Raw genomic sequence first — 21,111 nt, 5'->3', positions numbered from 1 at the left:
AGTGAAATTTTAAAGGCAGGAGAAGTACAGTGCGAATTTTAGGCATTGAGTCGTCGTGTGATGAAACAGGTATTGCGATATATGATGACGAAAAAGGCTTATTAGCTCATCAGCTATACAGTCAAGTAAAAGTACATGCCGATTATGGGGGCGTAGTACCTGAGCTCGCATCGCGCGATCATGTTCGAAAAACGCTACCGCTTATAGACGCAGCTTTTGCGCAAGCGGGTTGTGGTCCCGAAGACTTAGATGGCATCGCCTATACAGCGGGGCCTGGCCTAGTAGGGGCATTATTAGTTGGCACCTCTATTGGTCGCTCGCTTGCATACGGTTGGGATATTCCAGCTGTTGCTGTTCATCATATGGAAGGGCATTTACTCGCCCCAATGCTTGAAGAAAATGTACCAGAGTTCCCGTTTATTGCATTGCTTGTATCGGGCGGTCATACCATGATGGTAAAAGTGGCTGGTATTGGTCAATACGAAGTACTCGGTGAGTCAGTTGATGATGCCGCAGGCGAAGCGTTTGATAAAACGGCTAAGTTACTTGGACTTGATTACCCAGGTGGTCCTCGCTTAGCTAAAATGGCTGAACAAGGTGTTGCTAAACGCTTCGTATTTCCTCGCCCAATGACTGACAAGCCAGGCCTTGATTTTAGTTTTAGTGGTCTAAAAACGGCCGCCTCTATTACTATTCGTGAAAATGACGATGACGAGCAGACCAAAGCCGATATAGCGCATGCATTTCAAACCGCAGTTATTGATACCCTTGTTATTAAATGTAAGCGTGCGCTCAAACAAACGGGCATTAAACGTTTAGTAATTGCAGGTGGAGTGAGCGCCAATACGCAGCTTCGACTGCAGCTTGAGCGTGTTATGAAAGGTATGAAAGGTGAGGTGTTTTATCCTCGCACTGAATTTTGTACCGACAATGGTGCTATGATTGCTTATGCAGGTATGCAGCGTTTAAAGGCTGGCCAATTTGCAAGTCTTGATATGAAAACAAAGCCACGTTGGCCAATAGACAGTCTTGAGCCGATTTAATGACTCATATTTTAGATATTTTTGTTTTCATCAGTGGGTGCTTTTTTAGCGCCCACCTTTGGTTCATCCCCACTGAATAAACGAACAATATTAGTGCGATGACGAAAAATAATTAATAGCGTTATAAATACAACTGGAAGCGTATAAAGAGGTTTTATTAACCAAGTGTAAAGAGGTGCTAGCGATACGGTAACTAATGCGGCAAGTGATGAATAACGTGTTATTGCAACAATAAGAAGCCAAGTACATACCAGTAAACCAGCTAGTGATAAGCCAATAGGCAATAATGAACCGAACGCAGTTGCTACAGCTTTACCGCCCTTAAAGCTAAAAAATACAGGGTACATATGCCCCAAACAAGCACCTACGGCGACTAACCCAAGCGCTAAAGGTTCCAACTCTAAAAAGTAAGCCCCCCAAACCGGAATAGTGCCTTTTAAAATATCAAAAACCAAAACAAGGCATGCGGGCAATGTTCCGCCTAATCGGTAAACATTTGTAGCGCCGGGGTTGTTAGAACCGTTAGTACGAGGATCAGGAAGTTTGAATAGCCGTGACACTAATATAGCCGATGAAATCGACCCGAGGAAATAAGCTAAAACAAACATCAAAATGGCTAACACACGCTTCCTTACTTTTTTATCATTATACTAATCACATTTAATGCAATTAGCATTGCTTTTGGGCTATTATTGGCGGCAAAATTTATCGTAAAAAATTATTATGCTTCTTTAATTATTAGCTAACCGAGCTATTTCGTTATTGTAGAAGGATTTTTTACATATTTAAACACTGATTAAAGCATAGGCAGTATTAATTTTATTAATGCTTAATATCACTATTCAGTCGTTTTTGTCATTTGGAGTATCAATGGACAAGGTATTTATATCTCAATTGCACGTCGACACCATTATTGGAGTGTACGACTTTGAAAAAGAAAGTAAACAGAGCCTTTATTTTGATATTGAAATGCTTAGTGATATTAAGCCCGCAGCAGCCAATGATGACATTAATTTAGCACTTGATTATTCAAAGGTGAGTGAACGAGTCATTGAACACAGCACCGCTAAGCCTGTTGAATTACTTGAAACGCTAGTGGAGCAGCTAGCGGATATTATTTTAAGCGAGTTCAATACGCCACAAGTTACTATAAGAGTAAGTAAACCTGCAGCAGTAGCACAAGCACAAACTGTGGGTGTTGAAATTACACGTGTTAAGGCAACTGACTAAATGGCTCAAATTTATATCAGCCTAGGGTCAAATATAAATAAAGCGCATTATATTCAATGTGCATTAATTGCACTTAAGCAGCAATTTGAGCACATTGTGCACTCGTCTGTTTTTGAAAGTGAAGCAGTTGGGTTTGCTGGCAATAATTTTTATAATTCAGTAGTTGGCGCTACAACTGATATGTCGCTTGCTGATGTATGCGCTTTATTAAAACTAATAGAGCGTGATAATGGACGCACAGCGAATGATAAAAAATTTAGTCCACGAACGCTCGATTTAGATTTACTGTTTTATGATGATGTAATTTGCGACTCCCCAGCGCAATTACCACGTGATGAAATAACTAAAAATGCATTTGTATTACAACCTCTGAGTGAGGTTGCCCCAGATTTTTATCATCCTGTGGCTAAGCAAACGATTGCGCAGTTATGGAATGAATATAATAACCCCCAACAAAAGCTATGGAAGGTGGAGTTTTCTAACCTATGAGTATTATCGAAATAATTATTTTAGCCCTCATACAGGGATTTACAGAGTTTTTACCAATATCAAGTTCTGCGCATTTAATTCTACCATCACAAATTTTAGGCTGGGAAGATCAAGGACTCGCATTTGATGTGGCAGTACATGTTGGTACTTTAATTGCCGTTGTTATTTATTTTCGCAAAGAGGTGGCCGATATACTCAGTGCGTGGTTTAAATCATTTGGCGCGCAAGGTACTACTGACGATAGTAAGCTAGGCTGGTGGATAATTTTAGGGACTGTCCCCGCTGCTATTTTAGGCTTACTTTTAAAAGATTTTATTGAGTTGTATCTGCGAAGCGCTTGGGTAATTGCTACTACCACAATTGTGTTTGGTTTATTGCTTTGGTACGCCGATGCAAAAGGTAAACAAATTAAAACTATTTACCAACTTAATTGGAAAACAGCGCTCATTATTGGTTTTGCACAAGCTGTTGCAATGATCCCTGGTACTTCACGTTCAGGTATAACCATGACTGCAGGTTTAATGCTGGGCATGAATAAACAAAGCGCTGCACGTTTTTCGTTTTTACTAGCTATTCCGATTATTTCTATGATGGGGCTTTATTATATTGCAGAGCTTGCACTGGGTGACCATGTAGTTGATTGGAATACATTATTACTTGGTGTGGTACTATCGTTCTTATCGGCTTATGCATGTATATTTATGTTTTTAAAAGTAATAGAGCGAATGGGTATGTTGCCATTTGTGATATATCGTTTATTACTCGGTGTAGGTTTAATTATACTTTTAACGATGTAGTAAATTATCGAATAACAAAAAAGCCTTCTGACTAAGAAGGCTTTTTTGTTATCAAGTGGTCAGTTAGGCACGAGTGAAATGCTTACTCGCAATGGTAACTAAGCGCGAATTTTGGCATCATAGCGCCATTAAACTTTGCACCGCTGTAAAGTAGTCACACAATTTAAGGAAAGTATATGCATATACATATTTTGGGTATTTGTGGCACGTTTATGGGTGGTATTGCAGCCATTGCTAAATCACTAGGGCATAAAGTAACGGGTTCTGATCAAAACGTTTATCCACCAATGAGCACGCAACTTGAAGAACTCGGCATTGAACTGACTCAAGGCTATGCTGTATCTCAATTAGATCCAAAGCCAGATATGGTAGTTATCGGTAATGCAATGAGCCGTGGTAACCCGTGTGTTGAATATGTGCTTGATAAAGGTCTGCCTTACACCTCCGGCCCTGAATGGCTTAAACATAATTTATTACAAAACTCGTGGGTACTTGCTGTCGCCGGTACGCATGGTAAAACAACCACAGCAAGTATGCTTGCGTGGGTTTTAGAGTACGCAGGTTTAAAACCAGGGTTTTTAATTGGCGGCATAGTCCAAAATTTTGGTGTATCGGCCAAAGTCGGTGAAACGCCATTTTTTGTTATTGAAGCCGATGAATACGACACTGCTTTTTTTGATAAGCGCAGTAAGTTTGTACACTACCTTCCGCGTACGCTTATTTTAAACAATCTTGAATTTGATCATGCTGATATTTTTGAAGATTTAAACGCAATAAAAAAACAATTTCATCACTTAATGCGTACATTACCTCAAAGTGGCAAAGTAATTTGGCCTAAGCAAGACCTAGCGCTTAATGACGTAATAGCACAAGGGCTTTGGAGTGAAAGCGAAACCCTAGGGGGTGATTGGGGCTATGAATTAATAAAAGCCGATGGTAGTGAGTTTAATGTACTTTTAAATAACGAAAAGCAGGGCACTGTTTGCTGGCAAGCAATAGGCGAGCATAACGTTAAAAATGCAATTATGACTATCGCAGCAGCGCGCCATGTGGGTATAGCTGTTGATCATAGTATTGATGCGTTAGGGGAGTTTATTAGCCCGAAAAGGCGCATGGAGCTAAAGGCTGATATAAATAATATTAAAGTGTATGACGATTTTGCGCATCACCCAACGGCAATTAAAACAACGCTTGCAGGACTGCGCGCAAAAGTAGGCGATGAAAAAATTATCGCTATTTTAGAGCCACGCTCAAACACCATGAAAATGGGCGTGCACCAATATACATTATTAGATTCACTACGTGATGCTGACGACGTGCTACTTTTTGAGCCAGAGAATCTAAACTGGTCGCTAAAAGAGCAAGCAGATAAAGCCGGTATGCAGTGCTTTACCAGTACACAAACAATTATTGATACGGTGCTTGAAAATATTGAGCCTAATCAACATATTTTAATTATGAGCAATGGCGGTTTTAATGGTCTTCATCAACACCTTGTTGATGGTTTAGCTGCTAAATACAGCGGAGAATAACGTGCAATTTAAAGATAAAATTACGCTCGCTTTTAGTGGCGCATCGGGTGCGCCTTATGGTTTAAGGCTACTTGAAGTATTGCTTGAGCAGCAATTTCAAGTTTACGTACTTATCTCAAGTGCTGCGCGAGTGGTGCTTGATACAGAATCAAATATTAAGCTCTCTGGTAATGAAGATAAAGCCACAGAGCAGTTAAGTACGCTGTTTAATGCCAAACTTGAACAGCTAAAAGTATACGGTAAAGATAACTGGTTTAGCCCTGTGGCTTCGGGCTCTGCTGCACCTAAAAAAATGGTGGTATGTCCATGCAGTGCTGGGTCGGTTTCTGCAATTGCAGTAGGGGCGTCTGATAACTTATTAGAGCGCGCCGCTGATGTGGTTATTAAAGAACGTGGGCAGCTTATTTTAGTACCACGCGAAACACCATTTAACGAAATTCATTTAGAAAACATGCTTAAGTTATCTCGTTTAGGGGTAACAATTATGCCAGCAGCGCCGGGCTTTTATCATAAACCGCAAAGTATTGAAGACTTAGTTGATTTTATGGTGGCGAGAATTTTAGATCATTTAAACATTGAACATAACCTAACAAAACGTTGGGGTTATGGTGAGGGTAAGTAATGAATAAGCAAACTATTGCTTTAAATATTGAAGGCCTTACCAAGGTTTATAAAAATGGTGTTGAGGCTATAAAAGGCGTTGATTTACAAGTGCGAGAGGGCGACTTTTTTGCGCTGCTTGGTCCAAATGGAGCGGGTAAATCAACCACTATTGGTGTTATTTCGTCTTTGGTGAATAAAACAAAAGGTAAAGTAGAAGTATTCGGTTGTGATATTGATACTGACTTAGAAGCAGCTAAAGCGCATTTGGGCTTAGTGCCGCAAGAGTTTAACTTCAGCCAATTTGAAACGCTTAGCCAAATACTCGTTAATCAAGCTGGTTATTATGGAGTACCACGCGGTGAAGCCCACAAGCGCGCCGACAAATACCTAGCGCAGCTTGGCTTACTTGAGAAAAAAGACAAACAAGCGCGTACGCTTTCAGGTGGTATGAAACGCCGCTTAATGATTGCTCGCGCACTCATGCACGAACCAAAACTGCTTATACTTGATGAGCCAACAGCAGGGGTCGACATAGAACTTCGTCGTTCAATGTGGGACTTTTTACGCCAAATTAATGAGCAAGGCGTGACCATTATTTTAACCACCCATTACCTTGAAGAAGCCGAATTACTGTGTAAAAACATTGCTATTATCGACAGTGGCCGAATTGTTGAAAACACCACAATTAAAGCACTGCTTGCAAAGCTTGATAAAGAAACCTTTATTTTAGATTTAAAAGTGCCAGCAAATCCAGTCACACTTGATGGTTATAAATTTACCATGACGGATGATCATACTGTTGAAGTCGAAGTCGCTAAATCACAGGGCTTAAATGCGGTATTTAGCGCATTAACAAACCAAGGTAATACAGTGTTAAGTATGCGAAATAAAGCAAACAGACTCGAAGAGTTATTTGTCGGATTACTAGAGCAAGGGCGGGGCGAATAAATGTTTAAATATGGCGTAGCCTTAAAAAGTTTATGGATCAAAGAATGTATTCGTTTTTTACGTATTTGGGTGCAAACCTTAGTACCGCCTGCAATTACAATGAGTTTATATTTTGTTATTTTTGGTAACTTAATAGGTTCACGCATTGGCGACATGGGGGGCTTTAGCTACATGGAGTTTATTGTACCGGGCCTTATAATGATGTCGGTCATTACTAATTCCTATTCAAATGTAGCCTCTAGTTTTTATTCAACAAAGTTTCAAAAAAGTATTGAAGAGCTTTTAGTTGCACCTGTACCTAACTACATCATTGTTCTAGGTTATATGGGTGGCGGTATGACGCGCGGTATAATGGTGGGCTTTATAGTGACCTGTGTGTCGTTATTATTTGTTGATATTCAAATTCATAATATTTTTGTAATTATGGCGACGGTTATTTTAACCTCGGCTGTATTTGCACTAGGTGGTTTAATTAATGCAATTTACGCAAATAGTTTTGACGATATAAGCATTATCCCTACTTTTATTTTAACGCCATTAACTTACTTAGGTGGTGTATTTTATTCAATTACGCTATTGCCAGAATTTTGGCAAAACGTATCGCAAATAAACCCTATAATTTATATGGTTAACGCGTTTCGTTACGGCTTTTTGGGTGTGTCGGATGTTGATTTAACACTCGCGCTAGGCATTATTTTAGTATTTATAACAGCGTTATTTACATTAGCGCTTACGTTAATTAAAAAAGGTGTGGGGCTAAGACACTAATGAGTGATGCAAATTCACGTAGTATTGTATCTAATCAAGCGGGTATTCACGAAAAGCTTGATGAAATAGTAAATAAGCACTTAGAGGCTGAGTTTAAAAAACCGATTGCAGCGCATACTCAGGCCGCATTTGACGAGGTTAATGCTAAAGTACAAGCCTTTAGTGGCCCGCTTATTTTAGACTCGTGTTGTGGGGTCGGGGAAAGTACAGCTAATTTAGCTAAGCGCCACCCTGATGCACTTGTGGTAGGCATTGATAAATCATCGCACCGCCTTGATAAACATGATGTTGAATATAAACAAACCGACAGCGGGCAATATATTTTAGTGCAAGCAGACTTAAACGACTTTTGGCGCTTAGCGGTTGCTGCTAATTGGCAACCTACGCACCATTATTTGTTGTATCCAAACCCGTGGCCTAAGTCTAAACATATTCGAAGACGTTGGCATGGCGCGGCTATTTTTCCGTTTATCGTTAAATTAGGCGGTTTACTAGAAGTACGTAGCAATTGGGATATTTACGTTAAAGAGTTTGCAAGAGCGCTTGAACTCACTGGTAACTCTTGCGATGTAGCGCTTTATGAATCTGATGATGCGATTACGCCTTTTGAGCGAAAATACTGGGCCAGTGGCCAGCAAAGCCACCGACTTATTATTAATTTAACTTAATTTGATGACCAATTTAGCTTGTTAATTCTTCATCAATTTGTGAATTAACATGTGGCGCTGGGTGAGCAAAGTAAACACCTTGCATCAGCGTCACATTCGCTTTTTTCAGCGCGGTCACTATGGTCGCATTTTCCACCGAACCAGCCATTAACTGTAACCCCAACTGATTTGCAAAGCTAGCAATGTGCTCAATAAATAGATAGATATCTTTATCGTTTACTATTTGCTTTATTAAAGCGCCATCTAGTTTAATACCATCGACTTCAAGTTTAAGCACGTTAGAAATATTCGAATAACCGCTACCAAAATCATCAATAATTACTTTTACACCTTTGGTTTTAACCATTCCTATAAATGCTTTTACCTCTGAAAAATTAGCAATTGCCTGTGTTTCCAAAAGTTCCAAAGTGATGTTGCTCGGGTGTGGATAACGTTTTAATTCGTCGGCTATAAACTCACTCAAACTAGGATCAAGCATATCTTGCGCGGTTATATTTAAGCTCCAGCAAATATCTGTTTTTCTAAAGCGGCTAATACATTGTGAAAATAGTGTGCGGGTCAATAAGCCATCCATTCTTGAACGGGTAACCACATTTAAAAAAGCCTCAGGCTTGAGTATTTCACCACTTGCTGTAACCATGCGCGCTAAACATTCATACTGCACTACGCGTTTAGTGTTTATATCAATAATAGGCTGAAAATAAGGGACAATGCGATTGTTATCAAACGCTTCGCGAACCTCTTTAGCCATTTCGACATTGTATTGATATTGTACTTTTACATCGTGAAGTGCTTTTGAGTAATTAACGACGGTATGACGACCTTGTTTGGCTTGTAATGCCGCTATGTGAGCATTTTCGAGTAGCAGCGATTTATTGCCACTGGCTATTCCAGCGCACAGAGTAATATAAATAAATGGATCGGTGAGCAGTGGAGCATTAAAGTTATAGGTTTCAATAAGATCAGTAAATTCATCGTAAGGGATTTCCTTAGGCGCAAGTAACACTAGCTTATTCGTCGCTAAGCGGTACACACGACAACGAGAAGAGCTGCGGCGTTTAAAATGAATAAGTAAGTTTTTCATTACTTTATCGCCGACCTCAGTACCATAGAAGCTATTTATATCTTCAATTTCGTTGATCCAAATAACCGCAAGTTGCATATGGTGTGCATTACTTTGTTTAATAAAATACTCAAGAGCAATATGATTTTCAAAGCCTGTACTTGAGTCTGTTGCTAAAGAACGTTTGAGCAAATAGATATAAATAGCTGCAACAAGTAATGCGATAAAAAAGAAGAAACTCGCCATTGCCGCTGCTTTAGATACACTTTCCTTAAGCTTTTGGTTTAAATCATAAATTGTAATGTCGGCACCGGTTAGGTAGGTGTGCCCACTCGCTGTATCAACATAAGGAATAAAAATGGTTTTAAAATGACCCCATTGATCGCTCGATATTTCAAATACGGGTTCGGTTGAATAAAAAGCGCTAATATTTGCATCTGTTGCTTCAGGGTAAATATCTAAAAACTGAGTTACTTTGCCATTGCTTAGATCGTCTTGTGTATAGCTAGAACCACTAAAGTAAATTTTGTCGTTCTTTAATATCATAGAGTAAACATAAGCGATGTCGAGCGCTTGGGCAAACTCAGAAAGCTGTTTGCTCTTAGTTTGATATTCAGAAAAATCAATGGCTTCACCTCGATTAACTCTGCTGAGGTACTCCTCGCCCAAAATATGCTTTACGCTAGTTGCAGCATTTAGTAGGCGGGTGTCGACCGATTGCATTATTTCAGCGCGAGTCGTTTGATAGGTGTAGTAAACATAAGTAAGTAAACTGATTAAAAATAATGAAAAGCCAGCCATTAACCAACTTACTTTTACTCTTCCTTTAAGCATAAATATTCCTTTTTTATTATCATTTTATTATACGCAAAATATGTAAATGCCCAATAAATAATTGGTATTTATTGGGCCGATTAAAATATTAATTAAATTATCATTTTTTTGTCATGGATTTGAGCGCTTTTATGGCTTTAAACGAGACATTTTAGTTATATTGCAGTAAAGTTAGCGCAATTATTCAAAAACACTGTTGCTTAAAAAATGCCTAAATTGAGCATTTTCCTCTGATAAACACGTGTTTTAGCTACACACACTAGGTATTAAGATGGATCAAAAGCGTTGTGCCGTCGCCTCTAAAGAAAGCCTTAAGCGTATATTTACTGTACCTGAAGCGCCAGACTCAACTTTAAGCAAAATCGAGCTTGAAATTTCGAGTAATTTAGCAGGTTTCTTAAACGAAAATATTGCGGCAATTGAAAAACCATTACATGAAATTGAAAAAGATTTTCAATCGGCTGTTATCCCTGAGGATCCAACGTTTGTATCTGCTTATGCACAGGACATAATGGAGCAGCTCGTTGCGCATTCAGTGCATACCGCAGCCCCCAGTTTTATAGGTCATATGACTTCGGCTTTGCCACATTTTTTATTACCGCTGTCAAAATTGATGGTGGGGCTAAACCAAAACCTAGTAAAAATAGAAACGTCTAAAGCATTTACACCTCTTGAGCGCCAAGTGCTTGGAATGATGCATCATTTAGCTTATGGGCAAGAAGACTCATTTTATTCTAAATGGATGCACAGCGCTAAAACCTCTCTCGGTGCTTTTTGCTCAGGTGGTACGGTTGCTAATATTACTGCGCTTTGGATTGCACGAAACCGCTTATTCAAGCCTGATGGTGATTTTAGAGGGATAGGCGCACAAGGCTTAATTGCTGGTATGCTGCATTACGGATACAAAGGTTTAGCGGTATTAATATCAGAACGTGGACATTACTCGTTAGGTAAATCGGTAGATTTATTAGGTATCGGTCGCGAAAATTTAATAGGCATTAAAACCAGCGAAGATAATAAAGTCGATGTAGGAGCGATGCGTGAAAAGGCACTTGAGCTAGAATCGCAAGGCATTAAAGTAATGGCAATTATTGGGGTCGCCGGTACAACCGAAACTGGAAATATAGATCCCCTTAATGAAATGGCCGATTTAGCAGAGCAAATCAATTGTCATTTTCATGTCGATGCAGCATGGGGAGGAGCAACACTTTTATCAACGACTCATCGCCCTTTATTAAAAGGCATTGAACGCGCTGATTCAATCACCATTGATGCGCACAAACAAATGTATGTACCAATGGGGGCAGGTTTGGTTTTATTTAAAGACCCTGCGGCAACCGATGCGATAGAACACCACGCAGAGTATATTTTGCGTAAAGGCTCTAAAGACTTAGGTAGTCACACGCTTGAAGGTAGTCGTCCTGGAATGGCGATGTTAGTGCATGCTTGCTTACGTGTTATTGGTCGTAAAGGCTACGAAATGTTGATCGATCGAAGCATTAAAAAGGCGCACTATTTTGCTGATTTAATTAAAGCCGACGAGGATTTCGAACTTATTTCAGAGCCCGAGTTGTGTTTATTAACATACCGCTACGTACCTAAAAAAATAAAACAAGCAATAGCTGAAGCGGATGTAGCAACGCGTTTAGATATTTTTGCATCATTAAATCGCTTTACTGCCAGCATGCAAAAAAGGCAGCGTGAATCAGGTCGCTCGTTCGTATCTCGTACGCGTTTAACACCTTCTAAATATGATAACCAGCCAACCGTTGTATTTAGGGTTGTACTTGCAAACCCACTTACATCGGGGGCTATTTTAAAAGATATTTTAGCTGAGCAAAAAGAATTGGCTAAAACTGATCCCGTGTTCAAAAAGTATTTAAGAAAGTACATGTAGTTTAAAAGGGTCCATAAGGACCCTTTTAAATATTAATGTAAAATACGCGCTCTAATTGTTCCTTCAACGGCACTGAGTTCTTTTAGTGCAACTTCTGAATGATCTGTATCCACATCAATAACAACATAACCAATTGCTTCATCAGTTTGCAAATACTGTGCGGCAATATTAATACCGTGCTGGGCAAAGGCTTGGTTAATTTGTGTTAATACGCCAGGGCGATTGTGGTGTACGTGTAATAAGCGGCTACGATTAGCAAGCTCTGGCAGTGATACTTCAGGGAAATTGACCGCGGTGATGGTAGAGCCATTATCTGAGTATTTAGCTAGTTTACCGGCAACTTCAATGCCAATATTTTCTTGTGCTTCTTGTGTTGAACCACCAATGTGCGGCGTTAAAATAACATTGTCGAACTCACGCAATGGCGATACAAATTCCTCATCGTTAGATTTAGGCTCAACTGGGAATACATCGATTGCTGCACCACTGAGTTTTTTCTCTGTTAATGCCTCTGCAAGTGCGTCAATATCAACCACAGTTCCGCGAGAAGCATTAATTAAAATAGCTCCATGCTTCATAACAGCAAGCTCAGCGGTGCCAATTAGGTTTTTAGTTTGCGGTGTTTCTGGTACGTGCAAGCTAATAATATCAGAGCGTTGTAATAACTGAGTTAAATTATGTACTTGAGTGGCGTTCCCAAGTGATAATTTATCCTCAATGTCGTAAAAATCAACGTTCATACCAATGTTTTCGGCCATGATACCTAATTGCGTACCAATATGACCATAGCCAATAATACCTAAGGTTTTGCCACGCGCTTCAAACGAACCATTGGCCGTTTTTAACCAACCGCCACGGTGAGCTGCTGCATTACGTTGTGGAATACCACGTAATAATAATAAAATTTCACCAAGCACCAGCTCTGCAACTGAACGAGTGTTAGAAAATGGCGCATTAAATACGGCAATACCACGTTCGCGTGCGCTGTTTAAGTCAACTTGGTTTGTACCAATACAAAAACAGCCAATTGCGATGAGCTTTTCAGCCGCATCTAATACGGCTTCATTTATATGAGTGCGAGAACGAAGTCCTACAAAGTGTGCATCTTTAATACGTTCTTTGAGCTCGTCCTCAGGTAGGGATGTTTTAACGTAGTCGATATTGCTATAACCATTGCGCTTTAGCGTTTCAACTGCGCTTTGGTGCACACCCTCAAGCAAGAGAATTTTAATTTTGTCTTTTGCTAATGATACCTTACTCATAACCTCATCCTATTTAATTTGAGGCCCATTTTTAGTGCCAATAATTACTTTATCAGCACCACGCTCTGCGAATAGGCCATTGGTAACTACGCCAACAATTGAATTTATTTGTGCTTCAAGTTGTTTAGCATTGGTAATATTTAAATTGTACACATCTAAAATAACGTTACCGTTATCGGTCACTACGCCTTGACGGTAAACAGGATCGCCCCCCAACTTTAACAACTCACGTGCTACGTAGCTGCGCGCCATTGGAATAACTTCTATCGGAAGTGGGAAATCTCCTAATGTCTCTACTAACTTAGTGTCATCAACAATACATACAAATTGTTTAGCAACAGCCGCGACTATTTTTTCGCGAGTCAGAGCTGCACCACCGCCTTTGATCATTTCATTTTGGGCGTTAATTTCATCTGCGCCATCAACGTATACATCTAAAACATCGATGTTGTTAAGCTCAAACACTTCAATACCCAACTCTTTTAAACGAGCAGTAGAGGCTTCTGAGCTTGATACCGCGCCTACAATTGTGTCTTTTACTGAGCCTAATGCATCAATAAAATGATTAACTGTTGAGCCTGTGCCTACACCCACTATGGTGTTTTCTTTTACAAACTCGAGTGCAGCCCATGCTGCAGCTTTTTTTAATTCGTCTTGTGTCATTGCTCTGTGCTCATTTAGTCATAAATATGTCGCTAGTATACAAGTTAACGTGTTACCAGCAGTAGGTTTTATCTGGAGTGATAATAGTTTTAAGTGGTACGTCCCACGATTCAATAGGTAGCTCATCAACTTTTTGGCATTCATGTGCTAAGCCAATTAGTTGCGGTTTTTGCCAGTGTTGATCATGTAAACGTGCCAACGTTCTATCGTAAAATCCACCCCCCATTCCCAAACGATTACCTTGTTCATCAAATGCAACAAGTGGCATAAGTAAGTAATCAAGCGTTGGTAACGGGCATATTTGAGTGCAGTTGAGCTTAGGTTCCAAGATACCATAGCGATTTGCTCTCATGGGTGAGTTTTTTTCATAACGCTGAAATAGTAAATTAGCGCCATTGAAGGGGTGTATTACAGGGAGGTAGATGTGGTGATTTAAATCCCATAAACTCTTAATTAACAATGAAGTGTCTAACTCTCCGTCATTAGTTAAATAAATTGCAATATGCTCTTTTTTAGTTGTTTTTTTATCTTTTAAATATTGAATAAAATTCATGTTTACTTGCTGAGCCGCTGTACCCTGTTGACTTTTTGATAAGTTATTACGGGTTTTACGGATATATTCTCTTATCTGTGAACGTTTATTGCTCATTTTCGTTCCCAGAACATAATTAAAAAGAGAATAAATTAGGAAATGCTAAATATGCAGCTAACACTATGAGCAGTGTGATTACTGTTGCTATAAGTGAATATAAAACGATATTACTGCGCTCATTAGGCGGGCTAATAAGCTCTTCATCAAGCATAAGATCGTCGTCCTGCCATTCTTCACTATTTGAAACGGGTGTTTTTGATTCAATTTCAGGAAGACGTTGCTCTAGCTCTTCTAGTTTTTCTTCGAGGCGAATTAAGCTACTTGTGATGTAATCTAGCGCATCAAAAATTCGTTCATCACGTCGATCATTATTTGCTAGAGCAGAAGTGTTTTGAGCGTTACTCGAAACGGCTTGTAGTTTGCTTTGGATCCCTAAACTAGCAAGTAATTTAGCCTGTTTTAAGGCTTTATCTTTATTGCTCGGTGCGAAGAGTGATTTACCCTTAAAAAAAGTAGTTACTTTTTCTTCAGAGGTTTTTAATTTTTCTGCTAGGTTTGTACATGCTGTTTTAGCGTTAGTGCCATCAGCTAACCCTGCAAATATAACGCGAAAATTGTCGGCCATCTAACTACCCTTAAAGCTTTTATTATTTAACGAGTATAAACCTAACTCATTTAGAAATGCAGTCCTACCTATAAATTAAAGTTATTTAATTAATTACAAATAATTACATTTGTTTTGTTGTTGGCTTTTGTTTATTCAGTAAAATTGCGCGCCCAAGGATATTTCATTTAAGGACACACCTTTGTTTGATTCTCACATGGCTCCTGCGAGTCGTTGGCTACAGTTTGTAAAAGAAAGTGGACGTATTGCAACACTATGGTTTGCCGGCGTTTTACTTTTTATGAGTTTTCGCGTTTTCTTTTTGATCTATTTTAAAGACAGAATAACAGCACAGTTAGATGCAGATGCTATTTTTGCAACGTTAAAAGCGGGTTTTGCATTTGATTCAGCAGCTACCGGTGTATGCTTTAGCATCGCATTTCTTTTAAACTGTATTTTACAACCTATGCGTTTAGGGCACTGGGTAAGTAAGGCTCGTCTGTATACGGGAAGAATATTTTTTATAGTCACCACGTTACTATGCATTGTGAGTGTTACTTATATAACAGAGTACGGCAGCCAATTTAACTACTTTATGCTTGAAGGGTTGAAAGACGATCAACAGGCTATTGCTTTAACAGTTGTTGAGCAATATAAACCATGGGGTAGTCTTCTTAGTTTAGTTATTTTATTAGCGCTAACGTTTAAAATAAATAAAGTGGTTGATCAAAAACACTATACATTTATTAATCGCCTTTTCACTACTTGTATTTATAAGCGCACAATACTAATTATTTTAATAGTTGTGTTATTTGTATGCGCAATACGAGGGTCTTTTGAAACACGTCCAGCGTCCAGAAAATGGTCAGCAGTAACAGCCGATGCATTTGTAAATAACCTAGTAATAAACCCGTTTAGAAGCTTTATTTATGCGATTAAAGACTATAACGACTTACAGAGCTTTGGTTTAAATGGCCACAACCCTTATCTAGAAAAAAACTTACCAACGATAGAAAACCCTCTAGCCGCTTTTGAGCAAAAAACAAATGCTCCATTATTGGCTGCTCCATCACAGATATTTTTTATCGTAATGGAAAGTTACGATGCTTGGCCGTTACAACAAAAATATGCATCACTTAACTTAACTAACGAACTAAGTAACTTGGCGAGTAAAGGCATCTATTTAGATAATGTTTTGCCTGCCGCAAGTAGCACAATGAATTCGTTATCAAGCCTTATGTCGGGTATTGCGTATGCTGGTGTGAATATGAGCCGTATTGGACCTCAAAAGCCAACCAGTAAAATGTCAATATTTAGCCAAGTAGAGCAGCTAGGTTACAAAAGCCGATTTTACTATGGTGGCTTATTATCATGGCAAAATGTCGGAGAATATGCACTTTCACAAGGTGTCGATAAAGTATTTTCAGCAGTTGATGCTGGAGGAAAAGGCAGTGCTGGTGTGTGGGGAATTGACGATGGGCAATTATTTGATTTAGTTGATAAGACAACAAACGATAAAAGTTTTAATCTCATTATGAGCGGCAGCTACCATGGTCCATTTAACCTAGATTTAGATCAATATGGTTACCCTTTTAAATCTTTGGCAGATTATCCAAAAGAAATCCAAGCCTTAGGCGATGACTTGCTAGACCCTTATGTGTTGGGACACCTTTGGTACTCAGACAAAATGTTAGGTCAGTTTGTTCGTAAAATGGAGCAGCGATACCCAGATGCTTTATTCATAATAACGGGGGATCATTATGGTCGTCGTTACCTTCATCACCAGCCTGATCTGTACGAGCTAACTCATGTTCCGATTGTAATTTATGGTAAAGGGGTTAATTCAAATTGGGTCGCTAAAGATCAACTAGCAAGCCACATGGATATTGCACCGACTTTATTAAACCTAATAGCGCCAAAAAATACTGAATTTTATAGTATGGGGCAATCATTACTAAATATGCCAGAAAAAGAGCGCACTGTATTTGGCTTTCAAACAATACGAACTGAAACAGAGCTTTGGCGTGGTGATTTATCTTCGGTCTATGAATACCAAAAAATAGATCCACTTGATAAAACACGTTTATCACCAAACCATAAACCTGAATTTAAAGCCGTCGACAGCCAAACAGAGCAAGCATATAATCAATATATGGCTACAGCGTGGCATTTGCTTACCAGAGGGATGGATTAAAAAAGCAGTTTTTACAGGCTGCCTTTATTTAATTTTTGATACTTTAATTATGCATAAAAAAAGCGCCAATTGGCGCTTTTTTTGTATTTAACCTGAACACTGGTTAAGAGATTTACCAACTTATTATCCAGGGTTCAAGTTATTTAGATAGTTACTTAACCAATTAAAGGCCAGCTGCTGCGCGAAGTGCTTCAGCTTTATCTGTACGTTCCCAAGGGAATTCGTCACGACCAAAGTGGCCATAAGCCGCTGTAGGAAGGTAGATAGGGCGCTCTAAATCAAGCATTTGAATTAAGCCGTAAGGACGTAAGTCAAAGTGTTCACGAATAAGCTCGATTAAACGGCTTTCTTCTAGCTTGCTTGTACCAAACGTTTCAACGCTAATAGATGTAGGCTCTGCAACACCAATTGCGTAAGAAACTTGTAGCTCACACTTGTCAGCAAGACCAGCAGCAACAATGTTTTTAGCAACATAACGTGCAGCGTATGCAGCACTACGGTCAACTTTTGATGGATCTTTACCTGAGAAAGCACCACCACCGTGACGAGCCATACCACCGTATGTATCTACAATGATTTTACGACCTGTTAAACCACAATCGCCCATTGGTCCGCCAATTACAAAACGACCTGTTGGGTTAATGAAAAACTTAGTCGCGCTTGTAATAAGCTCTGCAGGAAGTACTGGCTTGATGATAGTTTCCATTACAGCTTCTACTAAATCAGCTTGAGAAATGTCTTCGCTGTGCTGAGTAGACAGTACAACAGCATCAATACCTACTGGCTTGCCGTTTTCGTATGCAAAAGTAACTTGAGATTTTGCATCTGGACGTAACCAGTTAAGCTCGCCGCTTTTACGAACCTCAGCTTGGCGTTGTACTAAGCGGTGTGAGTAAGTAATTGGAGCAGGCATTAGTACTTCTGTTTCGTTACATGCGTAACCAAACATTAAGCCTTGATCGCCCGCGCCTTGCTCTTCTGGGCTAGTACGGTCAACACCTTGGTTAATGTCAGGAGACTGTTTACCAATAGTGTTTAAAATTGCACATGAGTCTGCATCAAAACCCATGTCTGAATTTGTGTAGCCAATGTCACGAATTGTTTTACGTGTAATTTCTTCGATATCAACCCATGCGCTAGTAGTGATTTCACCACCAACCATAACCATACCGGTTTTCACGTAAGTTTCACACGCTACGCGGGCATGAGAGTCTTGCTCTAGGATAGCATCAAGTACCGCATCAGAGATTTGATCGGCGATTTTATCCGGATGACCTTCAGAAACTGATTCAGAAGTAAATAAATGTTTTGCCATTGTATTTCTGCTCACAAATATTGCGCTTCACAAACGTCGGTATTAGCGCTAAAAAATTAAGGGGCGTATTTTATCGAAAACAAAACACCTTGCATAGTGTTTTTACGCCTAGACGTCTAAATAAAATAACTAATATCATTATGGTCTTAAAAAATATTCATAATAGCTCCTTTTATAGGGTTTTTAATTGCACACAGCCCCCACAATAAGTAAGAATAGATGTATTACAGTGTCCAAGTTACTTGGATGCATAAACGAATACATTAATACCCGTGCAAATACACATAAAGGTAGGAGAATTCATGCCATCTCGCAAAGAACTTGCAAATGCTATTCGCGTCTTGTCAATGGACGCAGTACAAAAGGCCAAATCTGGCCACCCTGGAGCCCCAATGGGCATGGCCGATATCGCAGAAGTATTATGGCGCGATTATCTAAAACATAACCCAACGAATCCAGAGTGGGCTGACCGTGACAGATTTATTCTTTCAAACGGCCACGGTTCAATGCTTATCTATTCTCTATTGCACCTAAGTGGTTATGACTTACCACTAGACGAAATTAAAAACTTCCGTCAAATGCATTCTAAAACACCAGGTCACCCTGAATATGGCTATGCACCAGGAATCGAAACTACTACGGGCCCATTAGGTCAAGGGATCACAAATGCCGTAGGTATGGCAATTGCTGAAAAAGCACTCGCTGCACAGTTTAACCGTGAAGGTCACGATATTGTTGATCACTTTACCTATGCATTTATGGGCGATGGCTGCCTAATGGAAGGTATTTCTCATGAAGCAGGTTCACTTGCAGGCACATTAGGTCTGGGTAAACTTGTTGCATTTTGGGATGACAACGGCATTTCAATCGATGGCGAAGTAGAAGGTTGGTTTACTGATGATACGCCAGCTCGTTTCAAAGCATACGGTTGGCATGTAATTAGTGGTGTTGATGGTCACGACAGCGATGCAGTAAGTGCTGCAATTAGCGAAGCAAAAAGCGTTACGGACAAGCCATCACTAATTTGTTGTAAAACAATTATTGGTTACGGTTCACCTAACAAATCGGGCAGCCACGATTGTCACGGTGCACCACTAGGTGATGACGAAATTAAAGCGTCTCGCGAATTTTTAGGTTGGACTGGCGATGCGTTCGAAATTCCTGATGATATTTACGCACAATGGGATAGCAAAGAAAAAGGTCAGCAGCTTGAATCAAGCTGGGACGAAAAATTTGCAGCATACGCAAAAGCATACCCAGAGCTTGCTGCTGAATACAAGCGTCGTATTAACAACGAACTGCCTGGTGATTGGGCTGAAAAATCTCAAGCATATATTGAGCAATTGCAAGCAAACCCTGCAAATCCAGCGTCTCGTAAAGCATCGCAAAATGCTTTAAACGCATTTGGTCCGTTATTGCCAGAATTCATGGGTGGCTCAGCCGATTTAGCAGGCTCAAACTTAACAATTTGGGATGGCTCTAAAGGTTTAACGGCAGATGATGCAAGCGGTAACTACATTTACTACGGTGTACGTGAGTTTGGTATGTCGGCAATTATGAATGGTATTGCCCTTCATAAAGGCTTTATTCCTTATGGTGCTACGTTCTTAATGTTTGTTGAATATGCAAAAAATGCCGTACGTATGGCTGCATTAATGAAGCAACCAAGCATTTTTGTATACACGCACGATTCAATCGGCCTAGGTGAAGATGGTCCAACTCACCAACCAGTAGAGCAAATTGCAAGCATGCGTTTAACGCCTAACTTATACAACTGGCGTCCATGTGACCAAGTTGAGTCGGCAATTGCATGGCAACAAGCTATTGAGCGTAAAGACGGTCCTACATCGTTAATCTTTACTCGCCAAGGTCTTGAGCAGCAAGCGCGTGACGCACAGCAATTAGCAGACGTTAAAAAGGGTGGTTACATCCTTAGCTGTGACGGTAATCCAGAGATTATCTTTATTGCGACGGGCTCTGAAGTGCAACTAGCACAAGATTCAGCAAGCGAACTACGCAGCCAAGGTAAAAAGGTACGTGTTGTATCTATGCCATGTACTGATGCCTTTGAAGATCAAAGCGCAGCATACAAAGAAAGCGTATTACCGGCATCTGTTTTACGCCGCGTAGCAGTAGAGGCGGGTATTGCTGATTACTGGTACAAGTACGTAGGCCTAAATGGCGCAGTAGTCGGTATGACTACTTTTGGTGAGTCAGCGCCTGCTGGCGAGCTGTTTGAGCACTTTGGCTTTACAGTGGCAAACATTGTAAGCAAAGCAAACGAGCTTTTTTAATCGATTGCTTTAAAGGTTAAAAGCCCGCCTTGTGTAAAACAGGGCGGGCTTTTTTGTTTGTAGGTCGTGCTTTAGCGCGTTATACCAATCTGCTTATATATGGGGTCTATTTAACGTTAAGAAAATTACGCTAGAACTAGGCAAAAATTTTTGTATCTAGTTGTTCTAAATAAAAAATTTTTAACGACGTAATAGTGCAATTTAATTCGTTAAATTGTTCAAAGATTTACGCAGGTTGGTATTAAAGGTAAATCAAAAATATGACGCCATAAATGACGACCTACAATGGAGCCAAAAAGTACAATCCAACATTAT

General features: G+C 39.7%; 19 protein-coding genes. 12 read left to right on the top strand and 7 right to left on the bottom strand.

All coding sequences use genetic code 11. The features are described 5' to 3' along the window. The first annotated feature begins 29 nt into the window (after positions 1–29). Positions 30–1,043 carry a tRNA (adenosine(37)-N6)-threonylcarbamoyltransferase complex transferase subunit TsaD gene (gene tsaD, locus H5119_RS02935; RefSeq protein WP_077537094.1) on the top strand — a complete coding sequence of 338 codons (1,014 nt, stop codon included), beginning with the start codon at positions 30–32 and terminating at the stop codon, positions 1,041–1,043. A gap of 11 nt (positions 1,044–1,054) precedes the next feature. Here the strand turns inward: tsaD and plsY are convergent, their stop codons facing one another. Continuing rightward, complete coding sequence (gene plsY / locus H5119_RS02930; protein WP_182701151.1) at positions 1,055–1,666, bottom strand: glycerol-3-phosphate 1-O-acyltransferase PlsY; 612 nt, start codon at positions 1,664–1,666, stop codon at positions 1,055–1,057. Between the two features lie 247 nt (positions 1,667–1,913). On the opposite strand from plsY, the gene folB reads away from it, so the two are divergent. The 8 genes from folB (at position 1,914) to H5119_RS02890 (ending at position 8,078) form a co-directional block, all read left to right on the top strand. Further along, the gene (folB, locus tag H5119_RS02925; RefSeq protein WP_182701150.1) at positions 1,914–2,273 is read left to right on the top strand and encodes a dihydroneopterin aldolase; all 360 of its coding nucleotides are present in this window, start codon (positions 1,914–1,916) and stop codon (positions 2,271–2,273) included. Further along, a complete protein-coding gene (gene folK / locus H5119_RS02920) occupies positions 2,274–2,762 on the top strand; it encodes a 2-amino-4-hydroxy-6-hydroxymethyldihydropteridine diphosphokinase (protein ID WP_077537097.1) in 489 nt (162 codons plus the stop codon). After that, positions 2,759–3,559 carry an undecaprenyl-diphosphate phosphatase gene (locus H5119_RS02915; RefSeq protein WP_182701149.1) on the top strand — a complete coding sequence of 267 codons (801 nt, stop codon included), beginning with the start codon at positions 2,759–2,761 and terminating at the stop codon, positions 3,557–3,559. The genes folK and H5119_RS02915 overlap by 4 nt, the downstream gene beginning before the upstream one ends. A gap of 176 nt (positions 3,560–3,735) precedes the next feature. Beyond that, positions 3,736–5,091, top strand: coding sequence for a UDP-N-acetylmuramate:L-alanyl-gamma-D-glutamyl-meso-diaminopimelate ligase (gene mpl / locus H5119_RS02910; RefSeq protein WP_182701148.1), 1,356 nt, complete (start codon positions 3,736–3,738; stop codon positions 5,089–5,091). A gap of 1 nt (position 5,092) precedes the next feature. Next, positions 5,093–5,713: a flavin prenyltransferase UbiX gene (locus H5119_RS02905; protein WP_182701147.1), complete on the top strand. Its 621-nt coding sequence runs from the start codon at positions 5,093–5,095 to the stop codon at positions 5,711–5,713. After that, complete coding sequence (locus H5119_RS02900; protein ID WP_182701146.1) at positions 5,713–6,642, top strand: ABC transporter ATP-binding protein; 930 nt, start codon at positions 5,713–5,715, stop codon at positions 6,640–6,642. The genes H5119_RS02905 and H5119_RS02900 overlap by 1 nt, the downstream gene beginning before the upstream one ends. Next, a complete protein-coding gene (locus tag H5119_RS02895; RefSeq protein WP_182701145.1) occupies positions 6,643–7,410 on the top strand; it encodes an ABC transporter permease in 768 nt (255 codons plus the stop codon). Continuing rightward, positions 7,410–8,078 (top strand): tRNA (guanosine(46)-N(7))-methyltransferase TrmB, encoded by a 669-nt coding sequence (locus H5119_RS02890; protein WP_182701144.1) that lies wholly within the window; start codon positions 7,410–7,412, stop codon positions 8,076–8,078. The genes H5119_RS02895 and H5119_RS02890 overlap by 1 nt, the downstream gene beginning before the upstream one ends. Positions 8,079–8,091: 13 nt before the next feature. Here H5119_RS02890 and H5119_RS02885 read toward each other — a convergent pair whose 3' ends face one another. After that, complete coding sequence (locus tag H5119_RS02885; RefSeq protein ID WP_182701143.1) at positions 8,092–9,975, bottom strand: EAL domain-containing protein; 1,884 nt, start codon at positions 9,973–9,975, stop codon at positions 8,092–8,094. 271 nt (positions 9,976–10,246) lie between these two features. Between H5119_RS02885 and panP the strand changes: the two genes are divergently transcribed. After that, positions 10,247–11,872 (top strand): pyridoxal-dependent aspartate 1-decarboxylase PanP, encoded by a 1,626-nt coding sequence (panP, locus tag H5119_RS02880; RefSeq protein ID WP_182701142.1) that lies wholly within the window; start codon positions 10,247–10,249, stop codon positions 11,870–11,872. A gap of 32 nt (positions 11,873–11,904) precedes the next feature. On the opposite strand, the gene serA is transcribed toward panP, so the two are convergent. From serA to H5119_RS02860, 4 genes are read right to left on the bottom strand one after another with little or no spacing between them, the layout of a single operon-like run. After that, complete coding sequence (gene serA / locus H5119_RS02875) at positions 11,905–13,134, bottom strand: phosphoglycerate dehydrogenase (RefSeq protein WP_182701141.1); 1,230 nt, start codon at positions 13,132–13,134, stop codon at positions 11,905–11,907. Between the two features lie 9 nt (positions 13,135–13,143). Then, positions 13,144–13,797 (bottom strand): ribose-5-phosphate isomerase RpiA, encoded by a 654-nt coding sequence (gene rpiA, locus H5119_RS02870; RefSeq protein ID WP_182701140.1) that lies wholly within the window; start codon positions 13,795–13,797, stop codon positions 13,144–13,146. A 52-nt stretch (positions 13,798–13,849) separates the two neighbouring features. Then, on the bottom strand, positions 13,850–14,446 hold the full coding sequence (locus H5119_RS02865; RefSeq protein WP_138584650.1) for a 5-formyltetrahydrofolate cyclo-ligase: 597 nt from the start codon (positions 14,444–14,446) through the stop codon (positions 13,850–13,852). A 19-nt stretch (positions 14,447–14,465) separates the two neighbouring features. Beyond that, complete coding sequence (locus tag H5119_RS02860) at positions 14,466–15,014, bottom strand: hypothetical protein (protein WP_182701139.1); 549 nt, start codon at positions 15,012–15,014, stop codon at positions 14,466–14,468. A gap of 181 nt (positions 15,015–15,195) precedes the next feature. Here H5119_RS02860 and H5119_RS02855 point away from each other — a divergent pair, with 181 nt between their 5' ends. Continuing rightward, positions 15,196–17,187: an LTA synthase family protein gene (locus tag H5119_RS02855; RefSeq protein ID WP_259399623.1), complete on the top strand. Its 1,992-nt coding sequence runs from the start codon at positions 15,196–15,198 to the stop codon at positions 17,185–17,187. A 163-nt stretch (positions 17,188–17,350) separates the two neighbouring features. Here the strand turns inward: H5119_RS02855 and metK are convergent, their stop codons facing one another. Further along, positions 17,351–18,502 (bottom strand): methionine adenosyltransferase, encoded by a 1,152-nt coding sequence (gene metK, locus H5119_RS02850; RefSeq protein ID WP_182701138.1) that lies wholly within the window; start codon positions 18,500–18,502, stop codon positions 17,351–17,353. A gap of 302 nt (positions 18,503–18,804) precedes the next feature. Between metK and tkt the strand changes: the two genes are divergently transcribed. Continuing rightward, complete coding sequence (gene tkt, locus H5119_RS02845; RefSeq protein ID WP_182701137.1) at positions 18,805–20,796, top strand: transketolase; 1,992 nt, start codon at positions 18,805–18,807, stop codon at positions 20,794–20,796. Positions 20,797–21,111 lie beyond the last annotated feature (315 nt).

The sequence above is a fragment of the Pseudoalteromonas sp. SG45-5 genome (assembly GCF_014164085.1).
GTDB lineage: Bacteria > Pseudomonadota > Gammaproteobacteria > Enterobacterales > Alteromonadaceae > Pseudoalteromonas > Pseudoalteromonas aliena.
The sequence above is the reverse complement of the archived record's forward strand: the minus strand, read 5'-3'. Positions and strand labels throughout refer to the sequence as shown.

What these genes read in the sequence shown, in the direction of transcription:
- folB (WP_182701150.1), top strand. Translation starts at nt 1,914, where the DNA reads ATGGACAAGGTATTTATATCTCAATTGCACGTCGACACCATTATTGGA.
- folK (WP_077537097.1), top strand. Translation starts at nt 2,274, where the DNA reads ATGGCTCAAATTTATATCAGCCTAGGGTCAAATATAAATAAAGCGCAT.
- H5119_RS02915 (WP_182701149.1), top strand. Translation starts at nt 2,759, where the DNA reads ATGAGTATTATCGAAATAATTATTTTAGCCCTCATACAGGGATTTACA.
- mpl (WP_182701148.1), top strand. Translation starts at nt 3,736, where the DNA reads ATGCATATACATATTTTGGGTATTTGTGGCACGTTTATGGGTGGTATT.
- H5119_RS02900 (WP_182701146.1), top strand. Translation starts at nt 5,713, where the DNA reads ATGAATAAGCAAACTATTGCTTTAAATATTGAAGGCCTTACCAAGGTT.
- H5119_RS02895 (WP_182701145.1), top strand. Translation starts at nt 6,643, where the DNA reads ATGTTTAAATATGGCGTAGCCTTAAAAAGTTTATGGATCAAAGAATGT.
- H5119_RS02890 (WP_182701144.1), top strand. Translation starts at nt 7,410, where the DNA reads ATGAGTGATGCAAATTCACGTAGTATTGTATCTAATCAAGCGGGTATT.
- H5119_RS02885 (WP_182701143.1), bottom strand. Translation starts at nt 9,975, where the DNA reads ATGCTTAAAGGAAGAGTAAAAGTAAGTTGGTTAATGGCTGGCTTTTCA.
- panP (WP_182701142.1), top strand. Translation starts at nt 10,247, where the DNA reads ATGGATCAAAAGCGTTGTGCCGTCGCCTCTAAAGAAAGCCTTAAGCGT.
- serA (WP_182701141.1), bottom strand. Translation starts at nt 13,134, where the DNA reads ATGAGTAAGGTATCATTAGCAAAAGACAAAATTAAAATTCTCTTGCTT.
- rpiA (WP_182701140.1), bottom strand. Translation starts at nt 13,797, where the DNA reads ATGACACAAGACGAATTAAAAAAAGCTGCAGCATGGGCTGCACTCGAG.
- H5119_RS02865 (WP_138584650.1), bottom strand. Translation starts at nt 14,446, where the DNA reads ATGAGCAATAAACGTTCACAGATAAGAGAATATATCCGTAAAACCCGT.
- H5119_RS02860 (WP_182701139.1), bottom strand. Translation starts at nt 15,014, where the DNA reads ATGGCCGACAATTTTCGCGTTATATTTGCAGGGTTAGCTGATGGCACT.
- metK (WP_182701138.1), bottom strand. Translation starts at nt 18,502, where the DNA reads ATGGCAAAACATTTATTTACTTCTGAATCAGTTTCTGAAGGTCATCCG.
- tkt (WP_182701137.1), top strand. Translation starts at nt 18,805, where the DNA reads ATGCCATCTCGCAAAGAACTTGCAAATGCTATTCGCGTCTTGTCAATG.